This is a genomic window from Sphingobium tyrosinilyticum (assembly GCF_042654265.1).
Classification (GTDB): Bacteria; Pseudomonadota; Alphaproteobacteria; order Sphingomonadales; family Sphingomonadaceae; genus Sphingobium; species Sphingobium tyrosinilyticum.
The window spans coordinates 89432-113709 of record NZ_JBHSFZ010000008.1; the positions used below are offsets into that span (position 1 = coordinate 89432).

Annotated in this window: 32 protein-coding genes; 17 read left to right on the top strand and 15 right to left on the bottom strand. The window is 62.4% G+C overall.

Going from position 1 to position 24278, the window contains the following annotated elements:
- Positions 1-30 precede the first annotated feature (30 nt).
- The 3 genes from recF (at position 31) to ACFO3E_RS06405 (ending at position 2552) form a co-directional block, all read left to right on the top strand.
- Positions 31-1101 (top strand): DNA replication/repair protein RecF, encoded by a 1071-nt coding sequence (gene recF / locus ACFO3E_RS06395; protein ID WP_066526566.1) that lies wholly within the window; start codon positions 31-33, stop codon positions 1099-1101.
- Positions 1102-1209: 108 nt separating this feature from the next.
- On the top strand, positions 1210-1743 hold the full coding sequence (locus ACFO3E_RS06400; RefSeq protein ID WP_066526568.1) for a CHAP domain-containing protein: 534 nt from the start codon (positions 1210-1212) through the stop codon (positions 1741-1743).
- Positions 1744-1823: 80 nt separating this feature from the next.
- On the top strand, positions 1824-2552 hold the full coding sequence (locus ACFO3E_RS06405; RefSeq protein WP_066526571.1) for a CHAP domain-containing protein: 729 nt from the start codon (positions 1824-1826) through the stop codon (positions 2550-2552).
- A 126-nt stretch (positions 2553-2678) separates the two neighbouring features.
- Here ACFO3E_RS06405 and ACFO3E_RS06410 read toward each other — a convergent pair whose 3' ends face one another.
- The 7 genes from ACFO3E_RS06410 to ACFO3E_RS06440 form a co-directional block, all read right to left on the bottom strand.
- Positions 2679-2951, bottom strand: coding sequence for a DUF3297 family protein (locus ACFO3E_RS06410; RefSeq protein WP_380803269.1), 273 nt, complete (start codon positions 2949-2951; stop codon positions 2679-2681).
- A gap of 32 nt (positions 2952-2983) precedes the next feature.
- On the bottom strand, positions 2984-3838 hold the full coding sequence (locus ACFO3E_RS06415) for a S1 family peptidase (RefSeq protein WP_082919592.1): 855 nt from the start codon (positions 3836-3838) through the stop codon (positions 2984-2986).
- A gap of 3 nt (positions 3839-3841) precedes the next feature.
- Complete coding sequence (locus tag ACFO3E_RS06420; protein WP_066526581.1) at positions 3842-4264, bottom strand: DUF350 domain-containing protein; 423 nt, start codon at positions 4262-4264, stop codon at positions 3842-3844.
- An 88-nt stretch (positions 4265-4352) separates the two neighbouring features.
- Complete coding sequence (locus ACFO3E_RS06425) at positions 4353-4649, bottom strand: hypothetical protein (protein ID WP_066526583.1); 297 nt, start codon at positions 4647-4649, stop codon at positions 4353-4355.
- 137 nt (positions 4650-4786) lie between these two features.
- Complete coding sequence (locus tag ACFO3E_RS06430; RefSeq protein ID WP_380803274.1) at positions 4787-6028, bottom strand: class I SAM-dependent methyltransferase; 1242 nt, start codon at positions 6026-6028, stop codon at positions 4787-4789.
- Positions 6029-6059: 31 nt separating this feature from the next.
- Positions 6060-6812 (bottom strand): molybdopterin-dependent oxidoreductase, encoded by a 753-nt coding sequence (locus ACFO3E_RS06435; RefSeq protein WP_380803277.1) that lies wholly within the window; start codon positions 6810-6812, stop codon positions 6060-6062.
- Positions 6809-7537: a cytochrome b/b6 domain-containing protein gene (locus tag ACFO3E_RS06440; protein ID WP_380803280.1), complete on the bottom strand. Its 729-nt coding sequence runs from the start codon at positions 7535-7537 to the stop codon at positions 6809-6811. Before ACFO3E_RS06440 ends, ACFO3E_RS06435 begins: the two co-directional genes overlap by 4 nt.
- Before the next feature lie 412 nt (positions 7538-7949).
- Here ACFO3E_RS06440 and ACFO3E_RS06445 point away from each other — a divergent pair, with 412 nt between their 5' ends.
- Complete coding sequence (locus tag ACFO3E_RS06445) at positions 7950-8456, top strand: outer membrane protein (protein WP_380803283.1); 507 nt, start codon at positions 7950-7952, stop codon at positions 8454-8456.
- Positions 8457-8730: 274 nt separating this feature from the next.
- Here the strand turns inward: ACFO3E_RS06445 and ACFO3E_RS06450 are convergent, their stop codons facing one another.
- The 4 genes from ACFO3E_RS06450 to ACFO3E_RS06465 form a co-directional block, all read right to left on the bottom strand.
- The gene (locus ACFO3E_RS06450) at positions 8731-9648 is read right to left on the bottom strand and encodes a DMT family transporter (RefSeq protein WP_380803286.1); all 918 of its coding nucleotides are present in this window, start codon (positions 9646-9648) and stop codon (positions 8731-8733) included.
- Between the two features lie 2 nt (positions 9649-9650).
- The gene (locus ACFO3E_RS06455; protein ID WP_380803462.1) at positions 9651-10055 is read right to left on the bottom strand and encodes an endonuclease domain-containing protein; all 405 of its coding nucleotides are present in this window, start codon (positions 10053-10055) and stop codon (positions 9651-9653) included.
- A 68-nt stretch (positions 10056-10123) separates the two neighbouring features.
- On the bottom strand, positions 10124-11644 hold the full coding sequence (locus ACFO3E_RS06460) for a fumarate hydratase (RefSeq protein WP_380803288.1): 1521 nt from the start codon (positions 11642-11644) through the stop codon (positions 10124-10126).
- An 86-nt stretch (positions 11645-11730) separates the two neighbouring features.
- Positions 11731-12375, bottom strand: coding sequence for a glutathione S-transferase family protein (locus ACFO3E_RS06465; protein ID WP_380803290.1), 645 nt, complete (start codon positions 12373-12375; stop codon positions 11731-11733).
- A gap of 520 nt (positions 12376-12895) precedes the next feature.
- On the opposite strand from ACFO3E_RS06465, the gene ACFO3E_RS06470 reads away from it, so the two are divergent.
- A complete protein-coding gene (locus ACFO3E_RS06470) occupies positions 12896-14824 on the top strand; it encodes a ribonucleoside-diphosphate reductase subunit alpha (RefSeq protein ID WP_380803292.1) in 1929 nt (642 codons plus the stop codon).
- Between the two features lie 64 nt (positions 14825-14888).
- Here the strand turns inward: ACFO3E_RS06470 and ACFO3E_RS06475 are convergent, their stop codons facing one another.
- On the bottom strand, positions 14889-15143 hold the full coding sequence (locus ACFO3E_RS06475) for a DUF2171 domain-containing protein (protein WP_380803465.1): 255 nt from the start codon (positions 15141-15143) through the stop codon (positions 14889-14891).
- Positions 15144-15230: 87 nt separating this feature from the next.
- Here ACFO3E_RS06475 and ACFO3E_RS06480 point away from each other — a divergent pair, with 87 nt between their 5' ends.
- The 3 genes from ACFO3E_RS06480 (at position 15231) to ACFO3E_RS06490 (ending at position 17581) form a co-directional block, all read left to right on the top strand.
- On the top strand, positions 15231-16286 hold the full coding sequence (locus ACFO3E_RS06480) for a ribonucleotide-diphosphate reductase subunit beta (protein WP_066526600.1): 1056 nt from the start codon (positions 15231-15233) through the stop codon (positions 16284-16286).
- A 212-nt stretch (positions 16287-16498) separates the two neighbouring features.
- Complete coding sequence (locus ACFO3E_RS06485) at positions 16499-16657, top strand: YegP family protein (RefSeq protein ID WP_380803294.1); 159 nt, start codon at positions 16499-16501, stop codon at positions 16655-16657.
- Between the two features lie 381 nt (positions 16658-17038).
- The gene (locus ACFO3E_RS06490) at positions 17039-17581 is read left to right on the top strand and encodes a glycine zipper 2TM domain-containing protein (protein ID WP_066526605.1); all 543 of its coding nucleotides are present in this window, start codon (positions 17039-17041) and stop codon (positions 17579-17581) included.
- Here the strand turns inward: ACFO3E_RS06490 and ACFO3E_RS06495 are convergent.
- Both ACFO3E_RS06495 and ACFO3E_RS06500 read right to left on the bottom strand, forming a co-directional pair.
- Positions 17578-18036 carry a thermonuclease family protein gene (locus ACFO3E_RS06495; RefSeq protein WP_380803296.1) on the bottom strand — a complete coding sequence of 153 codons (459 nt, stop codon included), beginning with the start codon at positions 18034-18036 and terminating at the stop codon, positions 17578-17580. The genes ACFO3E_RS06490 and ACFO3E_RS06495 overlap by 4 nt on opposite strands.
- A gap of 138 nt (positions 18037-18174) precedes the next feature.
- Positions 18175-18480: a hypothetical protein gene (locus ACFO3E_RS06500; protein ID WP_380803298.1), complete on the bottom strand. Its 306-nt coding sequence runs from the start codon at positions 18478-18480 to the stop codon at positions 18175-18177.
- A gap of 136 nt (positions 18481-18616) precedes the next feature.
- On the opposite strand from ACFO3E_RS06500, the gene ACFO3E_RS06505 reads away from it, so the two are divergent.
- Genes ACFO3E_RS06505 through ACFO3E_RS06520 form a run of 4 tightly spaced genes read left to right on the top strand, consistent with a single transcriptional unit; the run spans position 18617 to position 20532 of the window.
- Entirely contained in the window at positions 18617-18997 is a 381-nt protein-coding gene (locus tag ACFO3E_RS06505) for a RidA family protein (protein WP_380803301.1), read from the top strand.
- Positions 18998-19002: 5 nt separating this feature from the next.
- On the top strand, positions 19003-19359 hold the full coding sequence (locus ACFO3E_RS06510; RefSeq protein WP_380803304.1) for an ArsC family reductase: 357 nt from the start codon (positions 19003-19005) through the stop codon (positions 19357-19359).
- A gap of 51 nt (positions 19360-19410) precedes the next feature.
- Positions 19411-19836, top strand: coding sequence for an RrF2 family transcriptional regulator (locus ACFO3E_RS06515; protein WP_066526610.1), 426 nt, complete (start codon positions 19411-19413; stop codon positions 19834-19836).
- 39 nt (positions 19837-19875) lie between these two features.
- On the top strand, positions 19876-20532 hold the full coding sequence (locus tag ACFO3E_RS06520) for an MBL fold metallo-hydrolase (protein ID WP_380803306.1): 657 nt from the start codon (positions 19876-19878) through the stop codon (positions 20530-20532).
- A gap of 4 nt (positions 20533-20536) precedes the next feature.
- Here the strand turns inward: ACFO3E_RS06520 and ACFO3E_RS06525 are convergent, their stop codons facing one another.
- Positions 20537-20965, bottom strand: a complete 429-nt coding sequence (locus ACFO3E_RS06525) for an MAPEG family protein (protein WP_380803309.1) — start codon at positions 20963-20965, stop codon at positions 20537-20539.
- A 210-nt stretch (positions 20966-21175) separates the two neighbouring features.
- Here ACFO3E_RS06525 and rpmF point away from each other — a divergent pair, with 210 nt between their 5' ends.
- The 5 genes from rpmF (at position 21176) to ACFO3E_RS06550 (ending at position 24278) form a co-directional block, all read left to right on the top strand.
- Positions 21176-21355 (top strand): 50S ribosomal protein L32, encoded by a 180-nt coding sequence (gene rpmF / locus ACFO3E_RS06530; RefSeq protein ID WP_380803311.1) that lies wholly within the window; start codon positions 21176-21178, stop codon positions 21353-21355.
- Between the two features lie 65 nt (positions 21356-21420).
- Positions 21421-22446 carry a phosphate acyltransferase PlsX gene (plsX, locus tag ACFO3E_RS06535; protein ID WP_066526615.1) on the top strand — a complete coding sequence of 342 codons (1026 nt, stop codon included), beginning with the start codon at positions 21421-21423 and terminating at the stop codon, positions 22444-22446.
- Entirely contained in the window at positions 22443-23411 is a 969-nt protein-coding gene (locus ACFO3E_RS06540; RefSeq protein ID WP_066526617.1) for a beta-ketoacyl-ACP synthase III, read from the top strand. The genes plsX and ACFO3E_RS06540 overlap by 4 nt, the downstream gene beginning before the upstream one ends.
- A 125-nt stretch (positions 23412-23536) precedes the next feature.
- Positions 23537-23833 carry an integration host factor subunit alpha gene (ihfA, locus tag ACFO3E_RS06545; protein WP_066526619.1) on the top strand — a complete coding sequence of 99 codons (297 nt, stop codon included), beginning with the start codon at positions 23537-23539 and terminating at the stop codon, positions 23831-23833.
- A gap of 73 nt (positions 23834-23906) precedes the next feature.
- Complete coding sequence (locus tag ACFO3E_RS06550; protein ID WP_380803467.1) at positions 23907-24278, top strand: MerR family transcriptional regulator; 372 nt, start codon at positions 23907-23909, stop codon at positions 24276-24278.

Below are 24278 nucleotides of genomic sequence, written 5' to 3' on the forward strand. Positions count from 1 at the left end.
CTTTTGCACGCGATGCTCTAGAGCGGGCCGATGATCGGCCGCCTGACCTTGAGCGATTTCCGCAACCATGCGGATGCGCTGATCCTTCCCGATCATGCTTTCATCGTGCTGACCGGCGAAAATGGCGCGGGGAAGACCAATATATTGGAAGCGGTGTCGATGCTGGCGCCGGGCCGGGGGCTGCGGGGCGCGGCGCTTCGCGACATGGCGCGGCAGGGTGGTCCGGGCAGCTTCGGCATCGCGGCGGAGGTAGATGGGGTGGTGTTGGGCACCGGCACAAGCCCGCAAGCGCCGGATCGGCGTCAGGTGCGGATCGGGGGCGTGGCGGCCTCGGCCAATGCACTGGCGGACCATATGGCGATCGTGTGGCTAACCCCGGCGATGGACCGGCTTTTCATGGACAGTCCGGGCGGACGACGGCGTTTTCTCGACCGGCTGACGCTGGCGCTGCATCCGGCGCATGCAGTGCATGCCGCCCGTTATGAGGCGGCGATGCGCGCGCGCAACCGGCTGTTGAATGACCTTCCCAGCGCTGACCCGGCCTGGCTAACGGCGCTCGAGACGCAGATGGAGGAACATGGCGCTGCGCTGTCGATCGCGCGGACTGATCTGGTTGCGCGGCTGGGGACGGAGCTGGCTGATCAGCCGGACGAACCCTTCGCCCGGCCATTGCTGGCGATCGAAGGGGAGGACGGCGGGGATGGGCCGATGGCCATGCGGCTGGCGCGGGAGCGGCGGCGGGATGCTGCGGCAGGTCGCACATTGTCCGGACCGCACCGGCAGGACCTGGCCGTTACTCATGCCGCCAAGGGGCAAGCGGCGGCGCTCTGTTCGACCGGGGAGCAGAAGGCGTTGTTGCTCTCCATCCTGCTTGCCCATGCTGCGCTGGTCGCGGCGCATAGGGGCCAACCGCCCGTGCTGCTGCTCGACGAAGTGGCGGCGCATCTCGACCCATCGCGACGGGCCGCATTGTTCGACCGGCTGCGGGCTACCGGCGGTCAAGTCTGGATGACCGGGACGGAGGCGAGCCTTTTCAATGACTTAGGTAGCGCGACGCGGCTAACGGTAACGGCGGGTCAGCTTTTTCGTTCCGCAGGTTAACGCACCTGAACAACCATTCATCGCTCGGCGCTTCTCAACTCGTCCTGGCTCTGCCCTAAGAACGCCACAGGGTTGATAAACAAGAAGAAGTCGGGGGTCGTTTCACACATGATCGGTGCTTTTCGCGCATTTATCGCGACTGCCATGCTTGCGCTTGGCGCTCTGATCGTGACCCCTGCGGCTGCTGGCGTTCTGCAGTGCGCGCCTTATGCCCGTCAGGTTTCCGGCGTCGAACTTTATGGCAACGCCAACACATGGTGGGGTCAAGCCGAGGGCCGCTATGAGCGTGGCCATCAGCCTCGGGAGGGCGCTGTGCTGGCTTTCGCTGCGAGCCGCTCCATGCCGGTTGGCCATGTCGCGATGGTCAGCAAGGTGGTCAGCGATCGTGAAGTTCTGCTGACTCATGCCAATTGGTCCTATCGTGGCGGCATCGAGCGCAACGTGCGCGCCATCGACGTGTCGCCGAACAATGACTGGACCGATGTTCGCGTATGGTATGGCCCCATCGGCGGCCTGGGCCTGCGCTCCAATCCCGCGAAGGGCTTCATCTATCCGGCGCAGGCGAACGAAGCTGCGCCCATCCAGATCGCCATGGCCGATCGCATGATCGGCGGCGCTGCCACGGCGCACGGTGCTTTCTGACCCTTTAACCACTTTCTAAGGGCCGCTGCCTAATCTGATCGGCGGTGGGGCGATTCTCAGAAATTTTGAGGTCGCATTTAATGTTTCGATTTATTCGCGGAGCCGCATGGCTGCTGGCTGGCATGATCGCCACGCCGGTGTTCGGTGCGACCGCTTTGCAGTGCGTGCCCTATGCGCGGATCGTGTCCGGCGTGAATATCCGGGGCGATGCGCTGACATGGTGGGATCAGGCAGAGGACCGCTATGCGCGCGGACATGTGCCGCGCAGGGGCGCGGTGCTGGCCTTTCGTCCCTATGGGCCGATGACGCTGGGCCATGTCGCCGTCGTCAGTAAGGTGCTGGATGATCGCCGCGTGCTGATCCGCCACGCCAATTGGTCAGTGCCTGGCGCGATCGAGGAAGATGTGCTGGCGATCGACGTGTCCGACGCTGGCGATTGGAGCGAAGTGCGCGTGTGGCACAGCCCGACCGGGCAAATGGGCGCACGGACCAATCCGACCTTTGGGTTCATCTATTCCGACAAGGCTCGGCTGCACCCGTTCGAGGCTGATCCGGCCCTGGGCGCCAGCGTTCGCTTTGCGAAGGTTGATCAGGACATGTCGGGTCAGGAGAAGGTTGCGCCCAAGGCTGATGCGCCGGTCGAGGCGCCATCGCGCCTAGCCGGTCTGGGCCGATCGCTGCGCAAGGCGGTGCATGAGCCGCGATTGGATACCGACATGCGCACGATGCAATTTGCTGACGCGACGCCTTCGGGCCGGTCGCTGCGGGACATTATCGCGGATGTGAAGCGGGACGCCCGGCTGCGGTAAAGCAGGTCCAGAGCATTGGCGGTTGGGACCAGAAACCCACATCCGTTCGCTTCGAGCAAAGTCGAGAAGCTATACGCTTAGTTTGCCTCGACTTCGCTCGACACGAACGGAAGAAATTGGGATGGCTTATTCGGCGTCCGCAGCCTTTTCCTCGCCCTCGGCCGCGCGCTCGAACCAGGCTTCGACGGGGCCGGACAGCTTGATCGTCAGCGGCTGGCCGTTGCGATCGCGGGTCTTGCCGGCGGCGACGCAGACCCAGCCTTCGGAGATGCAATATTCTTCCACATCGGTGCGGACCCGGTCCTTGAACCGGATGCCTACGCCGCGCTGCAGCAGGTCCATGTCGAAATAGGGGCTGCGCGGGTTGGTGGAGAGGCGGTCGGGAGGCGTGTCGCTCATGGCTGTTCCAAAGGTCCTTCGTTTCGCGCGGCCTAGCGCTTCGGACTCGCCGCCGTCAACCGGGGCCTGTCATCCACATCGCAGAAGATGCGGCGGATCACGCCCTGTTCCAGCCAGGAGGCGAAACGCATCTCCGCATCGGCAAGGCCGGCGAACGGATAGGCGACAGGCTGGTCGTTAACCGCGCGGCTGGCATGCACCAGCCGGATCATGGCGTCGGGCGCAGTGGTAAGGATGCGGCCGCGCCGGTCGGTGGCCGCGCTGTTGACGCCGACGACATGGCCATCCTCGGCGAAGACGGGGCCGCCGCTTATGCCCGACAAGGTGTCATCGCTTTCGGGCAGGCGCGCGGCCTCCGCCCAGGCGAGGACCGGCTGAGCTTCTTGGGTACGGCCGCGCCGGGCGCTGGCGGGGCCGATCAGCTCCGACACGACCAGGGTGGGGCGGCCTGCGGGAAAGCCCATGTGGAAACCAAGCGATCCGGGCGCGGGCATGCGGTCGGAGAGCGGCAGGGCGTGGTCGCTCGGCACGCCGTCGCGGACGAGCGCGGCGTCGGCCTCTCGGCTGGCCATCACGCGGGAGACCGCGCGGGCGACGCCGCCTTCGTCTATGCCGATGCGGGCGCAGTCATGCGTGACATGTTCAGCCGTAAGCCAGGCGCCGTCGCGGTCCACGGCGAAAGCGGTGCCCATGCTGTCGGCAGGATCGCCGGGCCGGTCCTCGATCACGAAAGCCTCATCGCTCCATTGCGGCATCGGGCGGCGGGGGGAGCGTGGATCGAAGCTTTCGATCTGCAACGGCGGCGGGCGTGTCACCTCGCCGATCCAGGCGAGCGCCAATATGCCGCCCAGCATCAGCGAGAGGCAGCCAAGGCTTCGCCGCGCCACCGTCTAACCCGCCACGGCCGCCGCCGTCAGGCAGGCGATCGCGGCTTTCATCATGGCGAGGAAAATGGCGGCGGACCGCTCATTCGCCTCGATCCGGGCAGAGAGCGAGCCCAGCAGGAAATCGACGAAGCGGAAGGCGATGAGCTGCAATATCAGCGTGACGCTGCCCCAGATTATGACGTCCCAGACGTTGACCGATCCGGCGAGGCAAAGCGCCAGGGGGATGGCGAGGCCGATCGCCGCGCCGCCGAGCGAGATCGCCGCGGCCTCGTTACCGGCGCGGATCAGAGCGAATTCGTCATGGGGCGTAATCCACATATACAGCGCCAGCGCCGCAAGCCAGGCAAGCGTCGCGCAAGCAAGGTGCAGCAGGAAAATGGGGAGCCCCGACAGCAGGCTCTGGATAACGGGCATGGGATCAGTCATGCCCGTTAGGATGCCGCAACCTGACCCCGGCTTCAATCGGGGATCAGGTTACGGCTTTATTTCCGTCGCTAACTCAGACAGTTATCTTTTAGCGGCAAATGCGCACCCGGACGTCGCGGTCGCGATAATAGTCATAGCGCCATTCGGTCCAGCAGCGCTGGCGGTAGCGGTAGTGATGCCGCCGCCCCTCGCGCCAATAGCGGCGATCGCTATCACGCCAGCGGCGGTCGTCCCAGCGCCGGTCCCAGTCACGGTCATTCCGCCAGTCGCGGTCGCCATAGCCGGAATAGCCGCCATAATATTGCGCTTGGGCCGGCGCTGAAGCCGCACCCATGGCGGTGACCGCCAGGCCGAGAGCCGTCGCGCCTTTCACAAAGATGTTCATGTCCTCTCTCCTCACTTGCACCCCGACGCATGGGCGTAAAGCGGGGCCACGAGAGAGAAGATGCACGGGTATGACTGAACCGTCCGGGAACGGCGTTGTCAGCAAGCGTTAAGGGGAATGTGGGCCAGAGGACGGACTTACTTTCCCCGCAGCGCTTCTTCCGCTTCCACCATATAATTGCGGGTGATCGGCAGCGTGCGGCGATCGCGCACATATTGGACCTGGTAGTTCACCATGCTGCCATGTTCGAACACGGTCGCCGCGCCCGCGAGGTAGAAGGTCCACAGGCGGAAGAAGCGCTCGTCATACAGAGCGATGATGTCGGCGCGGTGAGCCATGGCGCGGGCATACCATTCGCGGATGGTGAGGCCGTAGTGAAGGCGCAGCACCTCCACATCGGTGACCATCAGCTGCGTGCCTTCGCTGCCCTGGGTCATTTCGGACAGCGCGGGGATATAGCCGCCGGGGAAGATATATTTCTGGGTAAAAGCGTCGGTAATGCCCGGCCCCGCAACACGGCCGATCGTGTGGACAAGCATCACGCCCTCGCGCGTCAGCAACTGGCGGCACTTGTCGAAGAAGGCGCGATAATGAGCGGTGCCGACATGTTCGAACATGCCCACCGACACGATGCGGTCGAAAGGGCCTTCCACATCGCGATAGTCGATCAGCTCGAACCGCACATGGTCGGCGACGCCTGCTTCCTGTGCACGCTGCCGCGCGACCTTCAGCTGCTCCTCGGAGAGGGTGATGCCGGTCACATCGACGCCACAGGTGCGATGCAGATAGAGCGCCATGCCGCCCCAGCCGCAGCCGATATCGAGTACCTTCATGCCTGGCTTCAGGTGCAGCTTGGCTGCGATGTGCGCCTTTTTATCCTCCTGCGCCTGCTCCAGGCTGATGCCTGCCTCATTGTCCGCGTCAGGGAAATAGGCGCAGCTATATTGGCGGTCGCGGTCGAGGAAGAGGGCGTAGAGCGCGCCCGACAGATCGTAATGATGGGCGACATTCGCCTTCGACCGGGTGCGGTGATTGGCGCGCCAGAGCGTCTGGCGGATCGACTTGAACCCGCGCTTGAGCGCGCCCTTGTCGCTGATCGCCTTGCCGCTTTCCCAGCTATTGTTGGCCCGGATCAGCGAGATCAGCTCCATGATGCCGCCGCCTTCGATCCCGACGCGGCCGTCGATATAGGCTTCCGCCATGCCGAGGCGCGGATCCCGGATGATGTCGAAGGGCACGCGCGCGTCGTGGAATTTCAAGGCGAGCGAGGGGAAGGCGGGATCGGGCTCACCGACCGTCACTTTCCTGCCGTCATGATAGATGATGGTCAGCTGCCCGCGTGTGACCAACCGCTTGATGACCCGATCGAACAATTTCATCGGAGCAACCTGTCAGGTCATTTCGCGTCCGTCAAATGCCTGCATACCAATCATAACCGGCGCGGTCCTCCCAATAGCCGCCCTTGCCTCCGCCAATGCCGGACAGACTATCCACCGCCTTGATCTCCATCAGATATTTGGCCTGTTTATAGCCGAGCTGCCGCTCTACCCGCAGCCGCAGCGGGGCGCCATTGGCCACTTTGAGCGGTTGGTCGTTGAGCGCGAAGGCGAGGATCGTCTGCGGGTGGAAAGCATCGATCAGGTCGATGCTTTCATAATAGGGCCGTCCGTCGCCCATGAAGTCGGCGCAGTGGAAGAGGATGTAGCGCGCCCGGCTGCTCATACTCGCCGCGTCGAGGATAAGGTGAAGCGGCACGCCGCGCCATTTGCCGATGGCGCTCCATCCTTCGACACAGTCGTGGCGGGTGATCTGCTCGCGATGGGGCAGGCTGCGGAGTTGGGCGAGCGAGAGCGATAGAGGGCGATCGACCAGCCCCGTAACCTTCAGCCGCCAGTCGGCAAAATCGGAGCGCCACAGCGCGCGATATTCCGGCGTGTTCGGATTGGCCGTGCCGTTGGAGCGGAAGAACGGGGAAATCTGGTCCGGCCGGAACTCTCGCGCCATCGCATCGCGCGCCATCAGGCTACGTTGCGCCCATTTGTGGAAATTCTCAGCAGAGAAAAGCGCCCCACGCACGCTTTCATGCTGCGCCAGCCGGTCGCACCCGGCCAGCGTGGCGGTGGCGCCGAGCAGCAGGGCGCGGCGGCTGAGGACCAGGCTCATGGCCGCGGCTCCGGCAGGCGATAGCGGCCGGTGATCATGGAGCGTAGTTCATTGGCAGGACCGGCCAGCAGCACCATCAGTAGATGAACGAGGAAAAAGGCGACGAGCGCGAAGGCTGTGATGAAATGGAGAGACCGGGCGGATTGGCGGCCCCCGAACAGATCGACCAGCCACGGCCAGGCAGCGTTCATGCCGGGCGACATGGTGAGGCCCGTCAAGATTAAGAGGGGCAGAGCAATGAAGATCACTCCAATATAGCTCGCCTTCTGCAGGACATTGTAGCGCAGCGCCGCCTCGCCGGTCGGAAAGCGTAGCCGGACATGATCGATGATGTCCTGCCATATGTGGCGCGGGGCCAACTCGCCGCGGCGGAAGGCAAGGTCGCGGGCGACATGCCCCCTTAGAAGCGACCAGAGCATGTAGGCGAGAAGGGCGAAGGCGAAGAGCGGTGCGGCCGCGAGGTGCCAATGGCGGGATATGGCGAGGTTATAATGACTAGGCAGGGTGATCCAGCCGCCGAAGCGCTCAAGCTGCAGCCAGGGGCGATCGAAATTGGCCCCGAACTGTCCCCAGTAGAGCCGGGGATGAGCGTTGAAGATGCCAAGGCCGCTGGTGAAGAGGGTGTAGAGCAGTCCGGCGTTCAGCCAGTGCCACAGCCGTACCGGCCAACGATGGCGCAGCACCGGCGGTGCCTGCATTGCGACAGGTGGCGGAGGGCTGGCCATGGGGAACCGTTACTCTTTTGCATCAGGCGGGTCAAAAATCAGGAATAGGTTCGAACGGAAGCGAAACGAAATTAACACGTTCATCTTCTGGCCATAATGGCTCGCCATAAGCGCGGACGGCTTGGGACCCTTGATCGGAAGGGTATGAAAATGCCTTTGAAGCCTCTGAGTTGGAAGCGACTGTTGCGAATGTGCATCATTTACCGATAATCTTCATATCGGTGTTGCAACAGAGAGCAAAGACTATCATATGCGCCCCCGTCCACGACGCAAGATCGTGGCGAGCAGGGATGGAATAAAGGGGCCACTTCATAGCGGCGCTAGGGGCTATAAGCTTCCATACCATTCCTGTCCTATACAAAGAGTGGTCTCCAATCCTTGGATGATGCACTTCTTATCGCATGAGGACTTTATGAAGACTGTGATTCTCGCAGCCGTTGCTGCTGCCGCTGTTGCGGCCCCCGCTTTCGCTCAGGACGCTGCTCCGTTCACCGGCCCCCGCGCTGGCGTGACCGTCGGCTATGACAACCTCGGCAACGAAGGCGTGAGCTATGGCGTGAGCGCTGGCTACGACGTCGCCCTGACCCCCTCGATCACCTTCGGTCCCGAAGTGACGCTGGGCGACAGCACCGTTGATAATGCCGGCGTGGAAGTCAGCCGCGACCTGGCCGCTTCGGTGCGCCTGGGCTACATCCTGAACCCGCAGGTTCTGGCGTTCGGCAAGGTAGGCTATGCCAGCACCCGGATCGAAGCGTCGAACAGCAACGCCGGCTTCGCTCTCGAAGGCGTTCGCTTCGGCGGCGGTCTGGAATATGCCATCAATGGCAGCACCTACATCTCGGCTGAATATCAGCGCACCGAATATGAAGACAATGGCAGCCGCGACGCTGGCGTGGTCGGCATCGGCTTCCGTTTCTAATCCCTCTCGGATCTGAAACACATGGAGGGCGGTCCCATTGGGGCCGCCCTTTTTGTTATGGACCGAACAAAGTTCGTATAGGGCTTGCTCCGTGGCCTACTCGTCAGTGAAGGCTCAACGCCAGAATTTCATGGGGCGGCGTGGAGATGTCGCGCTGGAGGCGACCGTGAATCTCCCCTTTGCATAACAGATCTCCGGCCAAAGCGCGGAGTGTCGCATCGACTTCAGGCGGCGAACTTCGATCTGCTGTGCGGCCTCCGCGCGCTGATCGTCATTACAATGTGCCTGCAAGCGCAAGCATCACGCCGCCCACGACAAGCACAAGGCCCATCACTTCGCTGCGGCTCATCCTTTCTCCAAGATAGAAGTGGCCAAAGCCCAGCGTGAAAGCGACCTCTATCTGGCCGACGATGCGGACCATCGCTACCGGGGCCGTCGCGAAGCCGGTGAACCAGCAGGCAGAGCCCAGCGCGGAGAGCAGGCCGACCTGGCCCGAGACGCGCCAGCTCGACAGCAGCTTGCGCATTTCGGCTGGTTCACGCGCCAGGAGATAACCGCCCTGCATCAATGTTTGGAGCGTCACCGTTACGGCCAGAACGATCAGCGCTGCCAGGATGGGGTCGCTGCCCCCCACCTCCTGCGTTGCCCGGCGGATAGCGACCGCTGTCAGCGCGAAGAAGAAGCCCGAAGCGATCCCGGTTAGCGCCGCGGGTTGACCCAGCGCCTTGATGAAATCGGCAGGCCCCATGCGCTTGCCGCCGGTGGACAGCAGCATCACCCCCATGACGCCGCAGCCGATCCCGGCCCAGGCGAGGGGATGCAGCCGCTCGCCCATCAGCAGGAAAGACAGGATAGCGCCCTGCACCGCTTCGGTTTTCGAATAGGCGGTGCCGACGACGAAGTTGCGGTGCGCAAAAGCCAGGATGAGGAGGTTGGTGGCGATGATCTGCGCCAAGCCCCCGCCCAGACAGAAAAGCAGGAATAGGGGGTCAGCGCTGGGCAGTGGGCCGGGAAACGCCAAGCGGTAACCGACCAAGAGGATCAGCGCGAAGGGCAGGCCATAAAGATAGCGGACGAGCCCGGCGGCATTGAGTGACAGGCTATGGCTGACGCGGCGCTGGATGGCCGTGCGCCAGGCTTGCGTCGCGCCAGCCAAGAGGGTGGCCGGGAGCCAGATGGGTGATGTGATCACGCTTAATCCTCCCCATGCGCGGCATGGGGGAGAGGGAGCAGCCGCAGGCTGGTGGAGGGAAGGACGCGGCAGTGGTTCAGTATATGCAGCATCACATTCTCGAGATTCTGGAGAACATCGGCTGCTTTGATCCTCAGCATCCGGATGCCCTGCGCTTTCAGCCACGCATCCCGGCGCTCGTCCTGCGCGATCTGGCTGGCATGGTCGTGACTGCTCCCGTCCACCTCGACCGCGAGCCGAGCGGAGACGCAGTAGAAATCCGGCACATAGGGTCCGACGGGATGCTGCCTTCTAAACTTCATACCTTGTGGGCGCGAGCGCAGCCCTTGCCATAGCGCGACCTCTGGCGGAGACATCACTCGCCGCAGGTTACGCGCGAACTCAACCGTCTTTCTGCTCGGCGGCATCGCGCTCTTCCCCTCCACCGCCTTCAGCGGTCCCCCTCCCCATCTTTCGATGGGGAGGATTTGCGCGGTCACGCCTTTTCGAGAAGACCTTCCTTCTTGATCTTCTCCTGCCAGACCAGCGGGGCGAGGCGGTGGACATTTTGCCCTTCGCTGTCCACGGCCACGGTGACGGGCATGTCCTGCACATCAAATTCATAGATGGCTTCCATGCCAAGATCCTCGAAGCCGACGACCTTTGCGCCCTTGATTGCGCGGGCGACCAGATAGGCCGCGCCGCCGACCGCCATGAGATAGGCGCTCTTATGCTTGGCGATCGAATCTGTCGCAGCCGGACCGCGTTCGGCCTTGCCGACGCAGGCGGCTAGGCCCTGCTCCAGCATCATGTCCATGAACTTGTCCATGCGGGTCGCGGTGGTGGGACCGGCCGGGCCGACAACCTCGTCGCGGACTGGATCTACGGGGCCGACATAATAGATGACGCGACCCTTGAAATCGACCGGCAGCTGCTCGCCCGCGGCCAGCATGTCGGCGATACGCTTGTGCGCGGCGTCGCGGCCGGTGAGCATCTTGCCATTGAGCAGCAGGCGGTCGCCATGCTTCCAGCTCTGCACGACTTCGGGGGTCAGATTGTTCAGATCGACGCGGATCGCTTCCTTGCTGGGCTTCCAATCGACCTGCGGCCATTCGGAAAGCTTGGGCGCTTCCAGATAGGCGGGGCCCGATCCGTCCAGCGTGAAGTGCGCGTGGCGGGTGGCGGCGCAATTGGGGATCATCGCCACCGGCTTGCCCGCCGCATGGCAGGGATAGTCGTGGATCTTGACGTCGAGGACGGTGGCGAGGCCGCCCAGGCCCTGCGCGCCGATGCCGAGCGCATTGACCTTGTCATACAGCTCGATGCGCAGTTCCTCGATCTTGTTCTGAGGCCCGCGCGCCTTGAGTTCGCCCATGTCGATGGGGTCCATGAGGGACTCCTTCGCCAGCGCCACCGCCTTTTCCGCGGTGCCGCCGATGCCGATGCCCAGCATGCCGGGCGGGCACCAGCCTGCGCCCATCTGCGGCACCATCTCCAGCACCCAATCGACGATCGAATCGCTCGGGTTCATCATCTTGAACTTGGTCTTATTCTCCGAGCCGCCGCCCTTGGCTGCGACGTCCACGATGACCTTGTTGCCCGGCACCATTTCGACATTCAGGACGCAGGGCGTGTTGTCCTTCGTATTGACGCGCGAAAAGGCTGGGTCCTGCAGGATCGAGGCGCGCAGGCGATTTTCGGGGTTCAGGTAGGCGCGGCGGACGCCTTCATCGACCACATCCTGCATGGAGCGGCTGTTGTCGTCGAGGCGGCAGTCCATGCCCCATTTGATGAAGACATTGACGATGCCGGTGTCCTGGCAGATCGGGCGATGCCCTTCGGCGCACATGCGGCTGTTGGTCAGGATCTGGGCGATGGCGTCCTTCGCCGCCGGATTGGCCTCCGCCTCATAGGCTGTGCCCAGCGCGCGGATATAATCCATCGGATGATAATAGCTGATGAACTGGAGCGCATCGGCAACGCTCTCGATCAGGTCGGCGGTCTTGATGACGGTCATCTTGCCTTCATGTCCCTATCTTACGCCCCGCCCTGCACGGCGGGTCCTCGCCCGCGCGGCTAATGGGGATTCGCTCTTGAGTCCAGCTATCCATTGGCAAAGGGGAACATGTGCCACCATGGCTCCTTCTCCTCCAGCACGCGGGCAAAGCTCGGCCGCGCCAGCAGCCGGTCGAGATAGGCGGCGAGCGCTGGAAAGCCCCCGCGCATCGGCTCCACCTTGTCCGCGTAGAAGAGCGCGGGGGCAGCGGCGCAGTCGGCAAGGGTGAAGCTGTCCCCTGCCGCCCAGTAGCGCCCGGCGATGCGATCCTCCAGCAGCGCATATGCCTTGCCCAGCGTCAGCCGCGCCTGCCCCACCCCATAAGGATCATGTGAGTCATCCGGCCGGAGCCGGTCGGCCACGATGGCCTGCATCGGCGTCATGACATAATTGTCGAACAGCCGATCCATCAGGCGGACCTCGATCGCCTCGTCCGGGTCAGCCGGGATCGCGCGGAAGGCGCCGGGGCAATGCTGGTCCAGATATTCTATGATGATGCTGGTTTCGGCGAGCGTCCTGTCCCGCGCCTCATCGCGCAGGACAGGGAATTTGCCGAGCGGCCAGAGCGTCAGCCACGCTTCCGCGACGCCTGGATCCTCCATCATATGGCGCTCGAAAGGCACATCATTTTCATAGAGGGCGATCAATGCCTTCCAGCAATAGGAGGACAGCGGATGATAATAGAGAATCATGTGAAGTCTCTCCCATATGTTCCGGTGGCCCCAACGCGTGCGTCACCGGCAATCTATCCACATATTGATCCACAGCAGCTTGTGGATAATCGCGGGGCCACCCCCTATCCATAGTGAAAGAAGGGCATCCATTCTGACCTGTTTCCCGCATTTGCGTGGCAAGCGAAATTTATTTTCGTTCGCATATTGTCCCTCTTGCCTTTTACGAGAGCCAGAGAAGTCCGTGCGTCGCTGCGATGCCACGTGGTTGAATGTCGATGAAGCGAGTCAGCGCTGCACGGAGGGAGTCTCCATATCGTCATTTATCCTCTTGCAAGCATGTGAGGCTGTGGCACTATCCCTTGTATCGGGTTAACGGGGGTTACCCAACAGATTGTGATTGCACCGGCCGGACCATTTTCGGACGAGAGGCGTTTTGTCTCATGCGATCTCGCTGCTGGATAGCCCCGATGCGGATCCGGGCGGCCTTGATCACAAGGCTTGACCGAATCGAACGAAACATGAACATTCGGGGGCTCGAATGGATTTTCGTGACAGCGAACAAACAGGTGCAGACGACGTGGCGACGGTAATCGACGAAGTGGTGGAAACAGTGGCGCAGAAGAAGAAAGCCGCGCCCGCAAAGGCGCCGTCCTCTTCCTCGATCCAGGCGCGCCGGTTTGACGTGGTCACGGATGACAGCCGTGACGCACTGCTGACCGAGTTCGGCAAGGATACGCTCAAGGACCGTTATCTGCTGCCCGGTGAGGGCTATCAGGACCTGTTCGCCCGCGTCGCCGCCGCCTATGCCGATGACCAGGATCACGCCCAGCGCGTCTATGACTATATTTCGCGCCTCTGGTTCATGCCCGCCACGCCCGTATTGTCGAACGGCGGCACCGGACGCGGCCTGCCGATCAGCTGCTATCTGAACAGCGTGGACGACAGCCTGGAGGGCATCGTCAACACCTGGAACGAGAATGTCTGGCTCGCCTCGCGCGGCGGCGGCATCGGCACCTATTGGGGCAGCGTGCGTGGCATCGGCGAGCCGGTGGGCCTTAACGGCAAGACCAGCGGCATCATCCCCTTCGTCCGCGTGATGGACAGCCTGACGCTGGCGATCAGCCAGGGCTCGCTGCGCCGCGGATCGGCGGCCTGCTATCTCGACATCTCCCATCCGGAGATCGAGGAGTTTCTGGAAATCCGCAAGCCCAGCGGCGACTTCAACCGCAAGGCGCTGAACCTGCACCATGGCGTGCTGTTGACCGACGAATTCATGGAAGCGGTGCATAGTGGCGCCGAATTCCCGCTGAAGTCGCCCAAGGACGGTTCGGTCCGTGGCAAGGTCGATGCGCGCAGCCTGTTCCAGAAGCTGGTGGAGACCCGCCTGGCGACCGGCGAGCCATATATCGTCTTTTCCGACACCGTGAACAACACGATGCCCAAGCATCATCGTGACCTGGGCCTCAAGGTATCGACATCCAATCTCTGTTCCGAAATCACTTTGCCGACGGGTCGCGACCATCTCGGCAATGACCGGACGGCGGTCTGCTGCCTTTCGTCCCTGAACCTCGAAACCTGGGACGAATGGAACAAGGACCCCGTTTTCGTCGAGGACGTCATGCGCTTCCTCGACAATGTGCTGCAGGACTATATCGACCGAGCGCCGGACGAAATGGCGCGGGCCAAATATAGCGCCGAGCGCGAACGGTCGGTGGGCCTGGGGGTGATGGGGTTCCACTCCTTCCTCCAGGCCCGGGGCCTTCCCTTCGAAGGGGCGATGGCCAAGAGCTGGAACCTGCGCATCTTCAAGCATATCAACGAGAAGGTGAACGAAGCCTCGATGCAGCTCGCGGTCGAGCGCGGCCCGTGCCCGGACGCTGCCGACATGGGCGTCATGGAGCGGTTCAGCTGCAAGATGGCGATTGCGCCCACCGCGTCGATCTCGATCATCTGCGGCGGCACTTCGGCCTGCATCGAGCCGATCCCGGCCAACATCTACACCCACAAGACGCTGTCCGGCAGCTTCGTGGTGAAGAACCCCTATCTGGAAAAGATCCTCCGCGACAAATCGAAGGACAGCACCAACGTCTGGAACTCGATCCTGGAGCGCGGCGGTTCGGTCCAGCATCTCGACTTCCTCAGCCAGGAAGAAAAGGACACGTTCAAGACCAGCTTCGAAATCGACCAGCGCTGGCTGCTCGAACTGGCCGCCGACCGTACGCCCTATATCGACCAGGCGCAGTCGCTGAACCTGTTCATCCCGGCGGATGTGGAAAAATGGGACCTGCTGATGCTCCACTATCGCGCGTGGGAGCTGGGCATCAAGTCGCTCTACTATCTGCGGTCCAAGTCGGTGCAGCGCGCGGGTTTCGCGGGCGGGGTGGAAGCCGACAATACGATCGATGCGCCTAAGTTCGAACTGGCCGGCGGGAGCACCGACTATGACGAATGCCTCGCCTGCCAATGAGCTAATGGGGGGGATGGGCGCGGCGGTTAACCCTGCCGCGCCCACACAATCGCTCCCGAATTCGTCAGCCTTCGTCCTCTTCCTCTTCGAAAAGGACAGCGTTGGCGCCTGTAGCGGACAGCCTTACGGTGCCATCCTCGTCAACCCCGGCGATCAGTCCTTCGCTGATATAATGATGATGTCCCGCATGACTGGCTTCGCCGCTGTCCGCCTTGATCAGCTTGATACGGTCGCCATCGACATGATCGACCGTGCCGACATGCACGCCGTCAGCGCCGATAATATCGGCATGTTCCTTGATGCTGCTCAGATCAACCATCATATTGCTCCTGTGCCGGGAATGACGGGGTCTGAACGCCCTGCGCGCGCACAGGTTGCGCTAACCCATTAATCGCGGAGCCGACCCATGCCCCTTCTGCAAGCCAGCAAGGTTTACAAGCCTTTCGAATATCCCTGGGCCTATGAATATTGGAAGCGCCAGCAGCAGCTGCACTGGCTGCCCGAGGAAGTGCCGCTGGGCGAGGATTGCCGCGATTGGGCGCAGAAGCTGTCCGACCATGAGCGCAACCTGCTGACGCAGATCTTCCGCTTCTTCACCCAGGCGGACGTGGAAGTGCAGGATTGCTACCACGAAAAATATGGCCGCGTGTTCAAGCCGACCGAAGTGAAGATGATGCTGACCGCGTTCAGCAACATGGAAACGGTCCATATCGCCGCCTACAGCCATCTGCTCGATACGATCGGCATGCCCGAAACCGAATATTCGGCCTTCATGCAGTATAAGGAGATGAAGGATAAGCATGACTATCTGAGCCAGTTCGGCGTCGACACGGACGAGGATATCGCCAAGACGCTGGCCATGTTCGGCGGCTTTACCGAAGGGCTGCAGCTCTTCGCCAGCTTCGCGATGCTGATGAACTTCCCGCGCTTCAACAAGATGAAGGGCATGGGCCAGATCGTCACCTGGTCGGTCCGCGACGAGACGCTGCACTGCGAAGGCATCATCAAGCTGTTCCACGCCTTCGTGAAGGAACGCGACTGCCTGACCCCGTCGGTCAAGGACGACATCATGGACATGTGCCAGAAGACGGTGCGGATCGAGGACGCGTTCATCGACCTCGTCTTCGAAATGGGTCCTGTGCCCGGCATGACGCCCAAGGACATCAAGAAATATGTCCGCTACATCGCCGACTGGCGCCTGGGGCAGCTGGGCCTCAAGCCCATCTACATGATCGATGACCACCCGCTCCCCTGGCTCGCCCCGCTGCTGAATGGTGTGGAGCACGCCAACTTCTTCGAAACCCGCGCAACCGAATATTCCAAGGGCGCCACGCGCGGCCAGTGGACCGAGGTGTGGGACGCGTTCGATCGCCGCAAGAAGCTGAAGGCGGGCGATGCCGCCAATGTGGACGAGGCGAGCGATCCGGACATGTTCAAGGCTGCGGGGATCGCGGCGGAGTGATTTAGCGAAAAGCGAAAGGCGACGTCGTTGGCGCGACGTCGCCTTTCGGCCGAACAGGAAACGCTGCCCCTGTCGGCAGGGCAGAGCTTTAGACCCAACCCTCAGCTATTCGGATTCTACAGCCTTCTGCCTCCTTAAGCAACCAAGGCGGCCGGAGTACTTAAAATGCCGAGAACCTACCCATCCTATTTTATTACCGAGATATCAAGGGATTGTGGCGTTGGACCTATGAAGCGTCCAACGGCAAGACCATCGCGGTGAGTAGCGAAAGTTATTCGAACAAGAGCGATTGTCAGCGCGGCATAGACATTATGAAGGCGTCCGACACCAGCCCGATGTGGATGCCAACCGCGGACCTAAGAGCAGCATAGCCAAAAGAACGAGGGTGGAGCGACTAGGCTCTACCCTCTACCTTGTGCCACCCGGCTGCTCTGCCTTGGTCAAGTGGTCTACTGCGTTCGCAGGTGTATCGCAAGAAGCCCTTAAGCGAGTGGGTGTTGTTTCGCTGTCCTACAACTCCTGCCTTAGGCTAGGGTCTCCTGGCTCTTTCAATCTGTGGGAAATAGGAAAAATAGGACCGGCATTTTTCATCAATTAACGGTGTGAACTTCGCTACTTCGCAAAGCTCACGAGAACCGACCACCGCCACCTGTCCCCCCGCTGAACGCGACGTTTTGTTCCGTTCATGCAACGTCCACGCGGGATGAAGTGTTTAGCTCCACAGCCAGACAAGAGATGGCAAGGAGTAGAACATGAAGATGACCCTCAAAGGCACAATCGCTGCGCTGTCGCTCGGCGCGATGACCCTGACCGGCACTGTTGCCATGGCCCAGGGCTATGGCCGCGACGATAATCGCGAGTGGCGCGATCGGGATCGCGATCGGGACGGCAACTGGCGCGACCGTGACGATCGCGACTGGAAGCGCGAAGGCCGCCACGACAATGGCCGTCACAGAGGCCATTGGAAGCGTCCGGGACGCGTCGTTTATAATTATGACTGGAACCGGCCGGACCCGCGCTACGGGCGTTATTATCGCCCCGATCGCTATTATCGCGACGGCTATGAGCCCATCCGCGTGACGCGTCAGACCCGCATCTATCGTGGTTATGATGACCGCTATTATTGCCGCCGCTCGGACGGAACGACCGGGCTGATCGTCGGCGCGGCGCTGGGCGGATTGCTCGGTAGCCAGATCGACCGTGGCTATTCAAACACGGCCGGTATCCTGATCGGGGGCGGCGCGGGCGCGCTGCTCGGCCGCGAGATTGATCGCGGCAGTGTGAGCTGCCGTTAACTACGGCACCAAGGCTGGCGCGCCCCCGACCAGGGACGCGCCAGCCCCTCGGCCACTAGCAGTGCGCCGATCGACTGTCCCTGCCGCGTGACCAGGCGCAGCAGGCGGCCGTAGCGATCCCGATCCCGTTGATAGCTGGCAACGGCGAACGGCCCCGCATTGAGCAGCGCCTGTAGTCGCATCGTCGCCTGCCTGCCCAGGGCGCCCTCTGCGCCGCAGCGCGCGCCGTGGGTTTCGGGTGTATCGATGTCGGCGATCCGGACCTTTTCACCCGCCATGCGGAATGTGTCGCCGTCGATGACGCAATTGTCCGCCTGAACGCTGCGGCCGCATAGGCCAAATTGCGCGCTCAGCGGATCGCGCTGTCGAGGTGAAACTGCTTGGGCAGGGGAGAAGAGGAGGGCGGTTAAGGCGAGTGCGGCGAGCGCAGCGCGCTGGGGAAGGGGAGTGGCCATGCTCCCGCTTTGCCCAATGGCGACACGGCTGCAGCGCGAAGCTGATCCACCTTCTCGCCGGAATGGCGCGATCGGGGAAGGGGCTTATGGAGCGATGGCCCGTCCATAGCCGCCGCGCCTCGCGGACGAGGCGTAATCCTATTCCTCATCCTCCGTATTGCCGAGGAAATCTTCCTCATCGTCCATCTGCGGTTCCCCGGCGAAGGCGTCGTTATCGATCCGTCCGGAACGGTTCATTTCCTCCATCCGCTCGACGAGGTCAGGGGTGTCGTCGGGAATGATCTGTGCCGGGTTCGGTCGCCCGCCACGCTCGCTGTCTTCAGACAGATCGGTGGAGCGGACGCGGGCGTCGTCGGCGACGTCCTGCGCCTGGGCTCCGCTGTCCCTCTGTTCGTCATTTTCCTCGATCTGGTCGGGGAAGCGGTCTTTGTCGTCTTGGCTCATGGCATGTCTCCTTGCCTGCCCAACCGATCAATCGGGCGCCCGTTCCATGGCGGGCAAAAGGCGCTGGACAGCAGCGGCAGCAGGGGGCAAGAGCCGCGCGATCCTTTCATCCGCTCCTCCTTTCGAAGGAAGTCCCATGTCCCGCAAACTCATCTCCTCGGGTTCGCCTTTCGAGGCGCAGGTCGGCTATTCGCGCGCCGTCGTTCAGGGCGACTGGTGCTTCGTCGCCGGTACCACCGGGACCGATCCGGAGACGAAGGCGATGCCCGAAAGCGTCGTCGATCAGGGCGTCAATGCGCTCAAGGTCATCGGCAAGGCGCTGGAGGACGCAGGCTTTACCTTCGCCGACGTGGTGCGGGTGACCTATTACATCACCGACCCGGCTTATTGGGACGAACTGGGCAAGGCGACCGCGCCGGTGTTCGGCGAGATCCGCCCGGCGGCGAGCTGCATCATCACGGGCCTCATCAAGCCAGAGATGAAGATCGAGATCGAAGTCACGGCGTTTAAAGGCTGACCCCCATGATCACCATGTATGGCATCAAAAATTGCGACACGATCAAGAAGGCGCGCAATTTCCTGGATAATGAGCGCGTCGCCTACAGCTTCCACGACTATAAGGTGTCTGGCGTGGACAAGGGGAAGCTGGAGGAATGGGTGATGGAGCATGGGTGGGAAACCATCCTCAATCGCTCCGGCACCACCTTCAAGGCGCTGGACGCCGGGGACAAGGCGCATATCGACGCCGACAAGGCAATCCTGTTGATGAGCGCCAACCCGTCGATGATCAAGCGGCCGATCCTGGATGTGGGCGGGCAGACCGTCGTCGGATTCAAGGCATCGGCCTATGAAGCGGCGCTACACAAGGCGAAAGCCTGACGGCGGCAACGGCGGCTTGTCAAATGAGGCGGGTGGGCGAATAACAGGCACATGCTTTCGCAGAAAACCCGTTACGCCATCCGCGCGCTTCAACATCTCGCCGACCGTTACCGACAGGGGCCAGTACCCCTGAACGAGATCGCGACGCGGCAAAATATCCCGGCGAAGTTCCTGACGGTCATCCTGTCGGAACTGTCACGCGAAGGGCTGGTCGCGACGCAGCGCGGGCGTGACGGAGGATACTGGCTGGCGCTGGCTCCGGTCGATGTCAGCTATGGTGACATTGTCCGGCTGACGCGCGGATCGCTCGCGCTGACGCCCTGCGCCAGCCGATTCGCGCATGAGACCTGCACTAACTGCCTGCCCGAATCGGAATGCAGGCTTCATCGCGTGATGCTGCGAGTTCGTGACGAGACGGCAAAGGTGCTGGACAGCATTAGCCTGGCGGAGCCCTTCGCGATGGAAGACGCTGTCTAGCTCTTGCGCCGGGCGCGGGGCTTCGCCACATCGGGCGGCATGACTACACCCCCGCTCAAAGCCGCGCTGATCCCGGTCACTCCACTGCAGCAGAATTGCACGCTGTTCTGGTGCACCGCTACCAATCGGGGCGCGTTTGTCGATCCGGGTGGCGACCTGCCACGGCTCAAGGCGGCGGCGGCGCAGCATGGCGTGACGATCGAGAAGATCCTCGTGACGCACGGCCATATCGACCATTGCGGCGAAGCGGGCGTGCTGGCCAAAGAGCTGGGCGTGCCGATCGAAGGACCGCATGAGGCGGACCGTTTCTGGATCAGCCGGTTGGAGGAGGATGGCCGCAACTATGGCATCCGTGGGCAACTGTTCGAGCCCGACCGCTGGCTGACCGATGGCGACAAGGTGCGCGTCGGCGAACTGGAGCTGGACGTCTATCATTGCCCCGGCCACACGCCGGGGCATGTCGTCTTCCACCATGGCCCCAGCAAGCTGGCGATCGTGGGCGACGTGCTGTTCCAGGGATCGATCGGGCGGACTGACTTTCCCATGGGTAATCACCAGCAGCTGATCGATGCGATCACCGGCAAGCTGTGGCCGCTAGGCGGCGATACCGCTTTCGTACCCGGTCATGGACCGATGAGCGATTTTGCGCATGAGCGCCGCACCAATCCCTTTGTCGGAGACGCGGTGCTCGCCTGATTCGTTAGCGCGCGGCCAGGGCTGGTGGGGCGGGAACGGAGCGGGTGGCGTGATAGGCGACGTAGAGGGCGGTCACCGCCAGCGCGGCCGTGACGATCCAGGAGAGCAGCGCGCCACCTGCACGCCATAGGGTCGGATGATCGGCGTCCATGCCGATCCCATGCGCAGCGCGGGCCGCGATATAGACTAAAGCTCCGATCCATAGCCAGAGCGGCGAGCCAAGCGCCAGCTCGATAAGGGCGAAGAGAATGAGGATGATCGGCGTATATTCGGTGAAGTTGGCGTGCGCGCGCATCCGCCGCGCGAGCAGAGGGTCGCCGCCGTCGCCATGCAAAGCCTTGCTGCCGACGCGAATCCGGGCGCAGCGGAAGGCAAGCCACAGGTTGAGGAGCGCGCAGCCTGCGGCCAAGGTCAGCGTGATCGGCAACAGCATCGCATGTCTCTCCCCGTCTTTCCGTTGGCGGCACAATAAACGGCCATGGCTTGGGGACAAGGAAGGACTTGCGCCTCGGTCAAAAAGCGCTATAGGCGCAGGGCTTCGCGATCATCCGGGCCGCATGGGTCTGCGGCGCCTGTGGCGTCGGCATCCATCGGATACTGGCCAGTCGCACAACCAGATTTAATTATGGAATAAGGTGCCGACATGGCTGTCCCCAAGAGGAAAACGTCTCCGTCCCGTCGCGGCATGCGCCGTAGCCACGATTCGCTGCGCGTTGAAGCGTTCCAGGAATGCTCGAACTGTGGCGAACTGAAGCGCCCGCATAATCTGTGCGAAGGCTGCGGTCATTATAACGGCCGCGAAGTCGTTGCCGTCGGGGCCTGACGACACACTCTCTCCTGCAAAGGTGTCCTGAAGTGTCTAGCCAACCGCGAATCGCAATCGACGCGATGGGCGGGGATGAAGGCGTGCGCGTGATGATGGCGGGTGTAGCGCTCGCCCGTCACCGTCATGAAGGGCTGCGCTTCACCCTTTTTGGAGATGAGACGCGGATCAAGGCCGCGCTCGATCATCACCCGAACTTGCGCGCGGCGTCCGAAGTGGTCCATGCCAGCGATGTCGTCGCTGCCGGGGATAAGCCCAGCGCCGCCATCCGCAAAAAGGCCAGCTCCATGAGCATGGCCATCGCGGCGGTGAAAGCGGGCGAGGCGGGCGCTGCAGTCTCCTCGGGCAATACCGGCGCGCTAATGGCCATGGCCAAGCTTGCGCTGCGCACCATGCCGGGTGTCGATCGTCCGGCGTTGGCTGCCCTGTTGCCGACGCTTGGCGCAAATGACGTAGTCATGCTGGACCTTGGCGCGAATACGGAATGCGACGCCCGTAATCTCGTTCAGTTTGCAGTGATGGGTGCGGCTTATGCCCGCATCGCTTTCGATCTGGAACGTCCACGCGTTCGGCTGATGAATATCGGCACCGAGGAGATGAAGGGCACGGAGGAAATCCGCGACGCGGCGGCTATGCTGCGTGCCGCCACCAGCCTCCCACTGTCTTTCGAAGGCTTCACGGAGGGCGACAAGATCGGCCGCGGCGAGGCGGACGTCATCGTCAGTGATGGTTTCTCCGGCAATGTCGCGCTCAAGACGGCGGAGGGCACCGCCCGTTTCGTCACGGATTTGCTGCGCACGGCTTTTACCAGCTCTATCCGGTCGAAAATCGGGTTCCTCATTTCCAAGCCGGCGATGCATCTGCTAAAGCATCATCTCGACCCTAACAATCATAATGGCGCCGTATTCCTGGGCCTGAATGGCGTGGTCGTGAAGAGTCACGGCAGCGCCAATGACAAGGGCGTGGCGAATGCGGTTCATGTCGCCGCGCGGCTGCTGGAAGAAGATATCACCCGGCGTATCGCCGCTGACATGGCGGGCGTCAGCGCGCTGACAGGCGCGGCGTCCAAACAGGAGCTCGCCGCAAAGTGATCCGCAGATCCATCCTCCTGGGCACGGGATCGGCTCTGCCGGTCCGCGCAGTCAGCAACGCTGAATTGGCGCAGACGGTCGATACCAGCGACGAATGGATCGTTGAACGTACCGGCATTCGCAATCGGCACATCGCCGGTGAGGGTGAGACGACGGCAACCCTTGCGACCGATGCGGCCAGGGCAGCCTTGGATGCTGCAGGTCTCGCGGCGCAGGACATCGACCTCATCATCCTGGCGACGGCCACGCCGGACCAGACTTTTCCTGCCAGCGCCACCATTGTGCAGGCAGCGCTCGGCATAGACGATTGCGTCGCTTTTGACGTTGCGGCGGTCTGCTCGGGCTTCCTTTACGCGGTCACGGTCGCTGACAGCATGATCCGTTCAGGCGCAGCGCAGCGCGCGCTGGTGATCGGATCGGAGACGTTCAGCCGCATCCTGGATTGGGAAGATCGCACGACCTGCGTTCTGTTTGGGGACGGCGCAGGAGCAATCGTGTTGGGCGCGGAAGAAAGCGCCGATGGGAAGCGCGGGATCCTGGCGGCCAAGCTGCACGCTGACGGACGGCATAACCAGTTGCTCTATGTCGATGGCGGCCCTTCAACGACCAGGACCGTTGGCAAGCTGCGCATGAAGGGGCAGGAAGTGTTCCGTCACGCGGTGGTGAATCTGGCCTCCGTCCTGACCGAAGTCATGGAATTGGCGGGCCTCAGCGCATCCGACATCGACTGGCTGATCCCGCACCAAGCCAATGCCCGCATCCTCGATGCGACCGCGCGAAAGCTGAAGCTGTCACCGGAACGGGTGGTGATGACGGTTGATCGGCATGCCAATACATCCGCCGCTTCGGTGCCATTGGCGCTTGACCTGGCGATGCGTGATGGCCGGATCAAAGCTGGTGATTTGCTGGTGCTGGAGGCGATGGGTGGGGGCTTTACCTGGGGTGCATGCCTTTTGCGCCTGTAAGCCCTTCGATATAGCCAGAATTCTTTGAGGTTTTGCTACAGTTCATCTTGCCGAATCACTCGGGTTATCGCAGAATTTACCACTCTCATCCGCATCAACCCGGCGGGTGGAGGTGGGGACGTTCGATGACTGGCAATGCTACCCTGACGCGTGCGGATCTCGCAGAAAGCGTAAATCGTCACATCGGCCTCTCACGATCGGAGGCGGCTGCCCTGATCGAATCCATATTGGAGCACATGACCTCTGCACTGGAACGCGGGGAAAATGTGAAAATTTCGAGTTTTGGCACCTTCGTGCTGCGCGACAAGACGCAGCGCATGGGGCGTAATCCCAAAACAGGTGTCGAGGTTCCGATCGAGCCGCGACGGGTGCTGACCTTCCGCGCCAGCCAGACGATGCGGGACCGCGTCGCCGCTTCCTGAAGCGCACGCGCTGCATTCCTGCCTGTCCTCCCATGGTTGACCTTTGCGCTCTGATGAGTGCAACATCGTGACCATGGAGAAGGTAGAGGGCGCATTCCTGACCATCAGCGAGCTGTCAGGGGAACTGGGGCTTCCGCAGCATATATTGCGGTATTGGGAAACGCGTTTCCCTCAATTGCGGCCGCTGCAGCGGTCTGGCAACCGCCGCTATTACCGGCCTGCCGACGTCGCGCTGGTACGGCGCATCAATCATCTGTTGAATGTTGAAGGCTTCACTGTCCGAGGCGCACAAAAGGCACTGGCCGATGGCAGCGGGACAGCGGATCAGAGGCTGTCTGCCAGCCCACCGCCTGTTGCGGCGCCGGTCGGTGCGGAAAGGAGCGGGGATTTGCTGGAACGCCTGCAGGCCATTAGAGCGGCGCTGGCCAGCGCAATCGGCGACTGA

Bases quoted from the DNA above. Each gene is read 5' to 3' on its own strand.
- recF (WP_066526566.1), top strand. From the start codon at position 31: ATGATCGGCCGCCTGACCTTGAGCGATTTCCGCAACCATGCGGATGCG.
- ACFO3E_RS06400 (WP_066526568.1), top strand. From the start codon at position 1,210: ATGATCGGTGCTTTTCGCGCATTTATCGCGACTGCCATGCTTGCGCTT.
- ACFO3E_RS06405 (WP_066526571.1), top strand. From the start codon at position 1,824: ATGTTTCGATTTATTCGCGGAGCCGCATGGCTGCTGGCTGGCATGATC.
- ACFO3E_RS06410 (WP_380803269.1), bottom strand. From the start codon at position 2,951: ATGAGCGACACGCCTCCCGACCGCCTCTCCACCAACCCGCGCAGCCCC.
- ACFO3E_RS06420 (WP_066526581.1), bottom strand. From the start codon at position 4,264: ATGACTGATCCCATGCCCGTTATCCAGAGCCTGCTGTCGGGGCTCCCC.
- ACFO3E_RS06425 (WP_066526583.1), bottom strand. From the start codon at position 4,649: ATGAACATCTTTGTGAAAGGCGCGACGGCTCTCGGCCTGGCGGTCACC.
- ACFO3E_RS06430 (WP_380803274.1), bottom strand. From the start codon at position 6,028: ATGAAATTGTTCGATCGGGTCATCAAGCGGTTGGTCACACGCGGGCAG.
- ACFO3E_RS06435 (WP_380803277.1), bottom strand. From the start codon at position 6,812: ATGAGCCTGGTCCTCAGCCGCCGCGCCCTGCTGCTCGGCGCCACCGCC.
- ACFO3E_RS06440 (WP_380803280.1), bottom strand. From the start codon at position 7,537: ATGGCCAGCCCTCCGCCACCTGTCGCAATGCAGGCACCGCCGGTGCTG.
- ACFO3E_RS06445 (WP_380803283.1), top strand. From the start codon at position 7,950: ATGAAGACTGTGATTCTCGCAGCCGTTGCTGCTGCCGCTGTTGCGGCC.
- ACFO3E_RS06455 (WP_380803462.1), bottom strand. From the start codon at position 10,055: ATGCCGCCGAGCAGAAAGACGGTTGAGTTCGCGCGTAACCTGCGGCGA.
- ACFO3E_RS06460 (WP_380803288.1), bottom strand. From the start codon at position 11,644: ATGACCGTCATCAAGACCGCCGACCTGATCGAGAGCGTTGCCGATGCG.
- ACFO3E_RS06465 (WP_380803290.1), bottom strand. From the start codon at position 12,375: ATGATTCTCTATTATCATCCGCTGTCCTCCTATTGCTGGAAGGCATTG.
- ACFO3E_RS06470 (WP_380803292.1), top strand. From the start codon at position 12,896: ATGGATTTTCGTGACAGCGAACAAACAGGTGCAGACGACGTGGCGACG.
- ACFO3E_RS06475 (WP_380803465.1), bottom strand. From the start codon at position 15,143: ATGGTTGATCTGAGCAGCATCAAGGAACATGCCGATATTATCGGCGCT.
- ACFO3E_RS06480 (WP_066526600.1), top strand. From the start codon at position 15,231: ATGCCCCTTCTGCAAGCCAGCAAGGTTTACAAGCCTTTCGAATATCCC.
- ACFO3E_RS06490 (WP_066526605.1), top strand. From the start codon at position 17,039: ATGAAGATGACCCTCAAAGGCACAATCGCTGCGCTGTCGCTCGGCGCG.
- ACFO3E_RS06495 (WP_380803296.1), bottom strand. From the start codon at position 18,036: ATGGCCACTCCCCTTCCCCAGCGCGCTGCGCTCGCCGCACTCGCCTTA.
- ACFO3E_RS06500 (WP_380803298.1), bottom strand. From the start codon at position 18,480: ATGAGCCAAGACGACAAAGACCGCTTCCCCGACCAGATCGAGGAAAAT.
- ACFO3E_RS06505 (WP_380803301.1), top strand. From the start codon at position 18,617: ATGTCCCGCAAACTCATCTCCTCGGGTTCGCCTTTCGAGGCGCAGGTC.
- ACFO3E_RS06510 (WP_380803304.1), top strand. From the start codon at position 19,003: ATGATCACCATGTATGGCATCAAAAATTGCGACACGATCAAGAAGGCG.
- ACFO3E_RS06515 (WP_066526610.1), top strand. From the start codon at position 19,411: ATGCTTTCGCAGAAAACCCGTTACGCCATCCGCGCGCTTCAACATCTC.
- ACFO3E_RS06520 (WP_380803306.1), top strand. From the start codon at position 19,876: ATGACTACACCCCCGCTCAAAGCCGCGCTGATCCCGGTCACTCCACTG.
- ACFO3E_RS06525 (WP_380803309.1), bottom strand. From the start codon at position 20,965: ATGCTGTTGCCGATCACGCTGACCTTGGCCGCAGGCTGCGCGCTCCTC.
- rpmF (WP_380803311.1), top strand. From the start codon at position 21,176: ATGGCTGTCCCCAAGAGGAAAACGTCTCCGTCCCGTCGCGGCATGCGC.
- plsX (WP_066526615.1), top strand. From the start codon at position 21,421: ATGGGCGGGGATGAAGGCGTGCGCGTGATGATGGCGGGTGTAGCGCTC.
- ihfA (WP_066526619.1), top strand. From the start codon at position 23,537: ATGACTGGCAATGCTACCCTGACGCGTGCGGATCTCGCAGAAAGCGTA.
- ACFO3E_RS06550 (WP_380803467.1), top strand. From the start codon at position 23,907: ATGGAGAAGGTAGAGGGCGCATTCCTGACCATCAGCGAGCTGTCAGGG.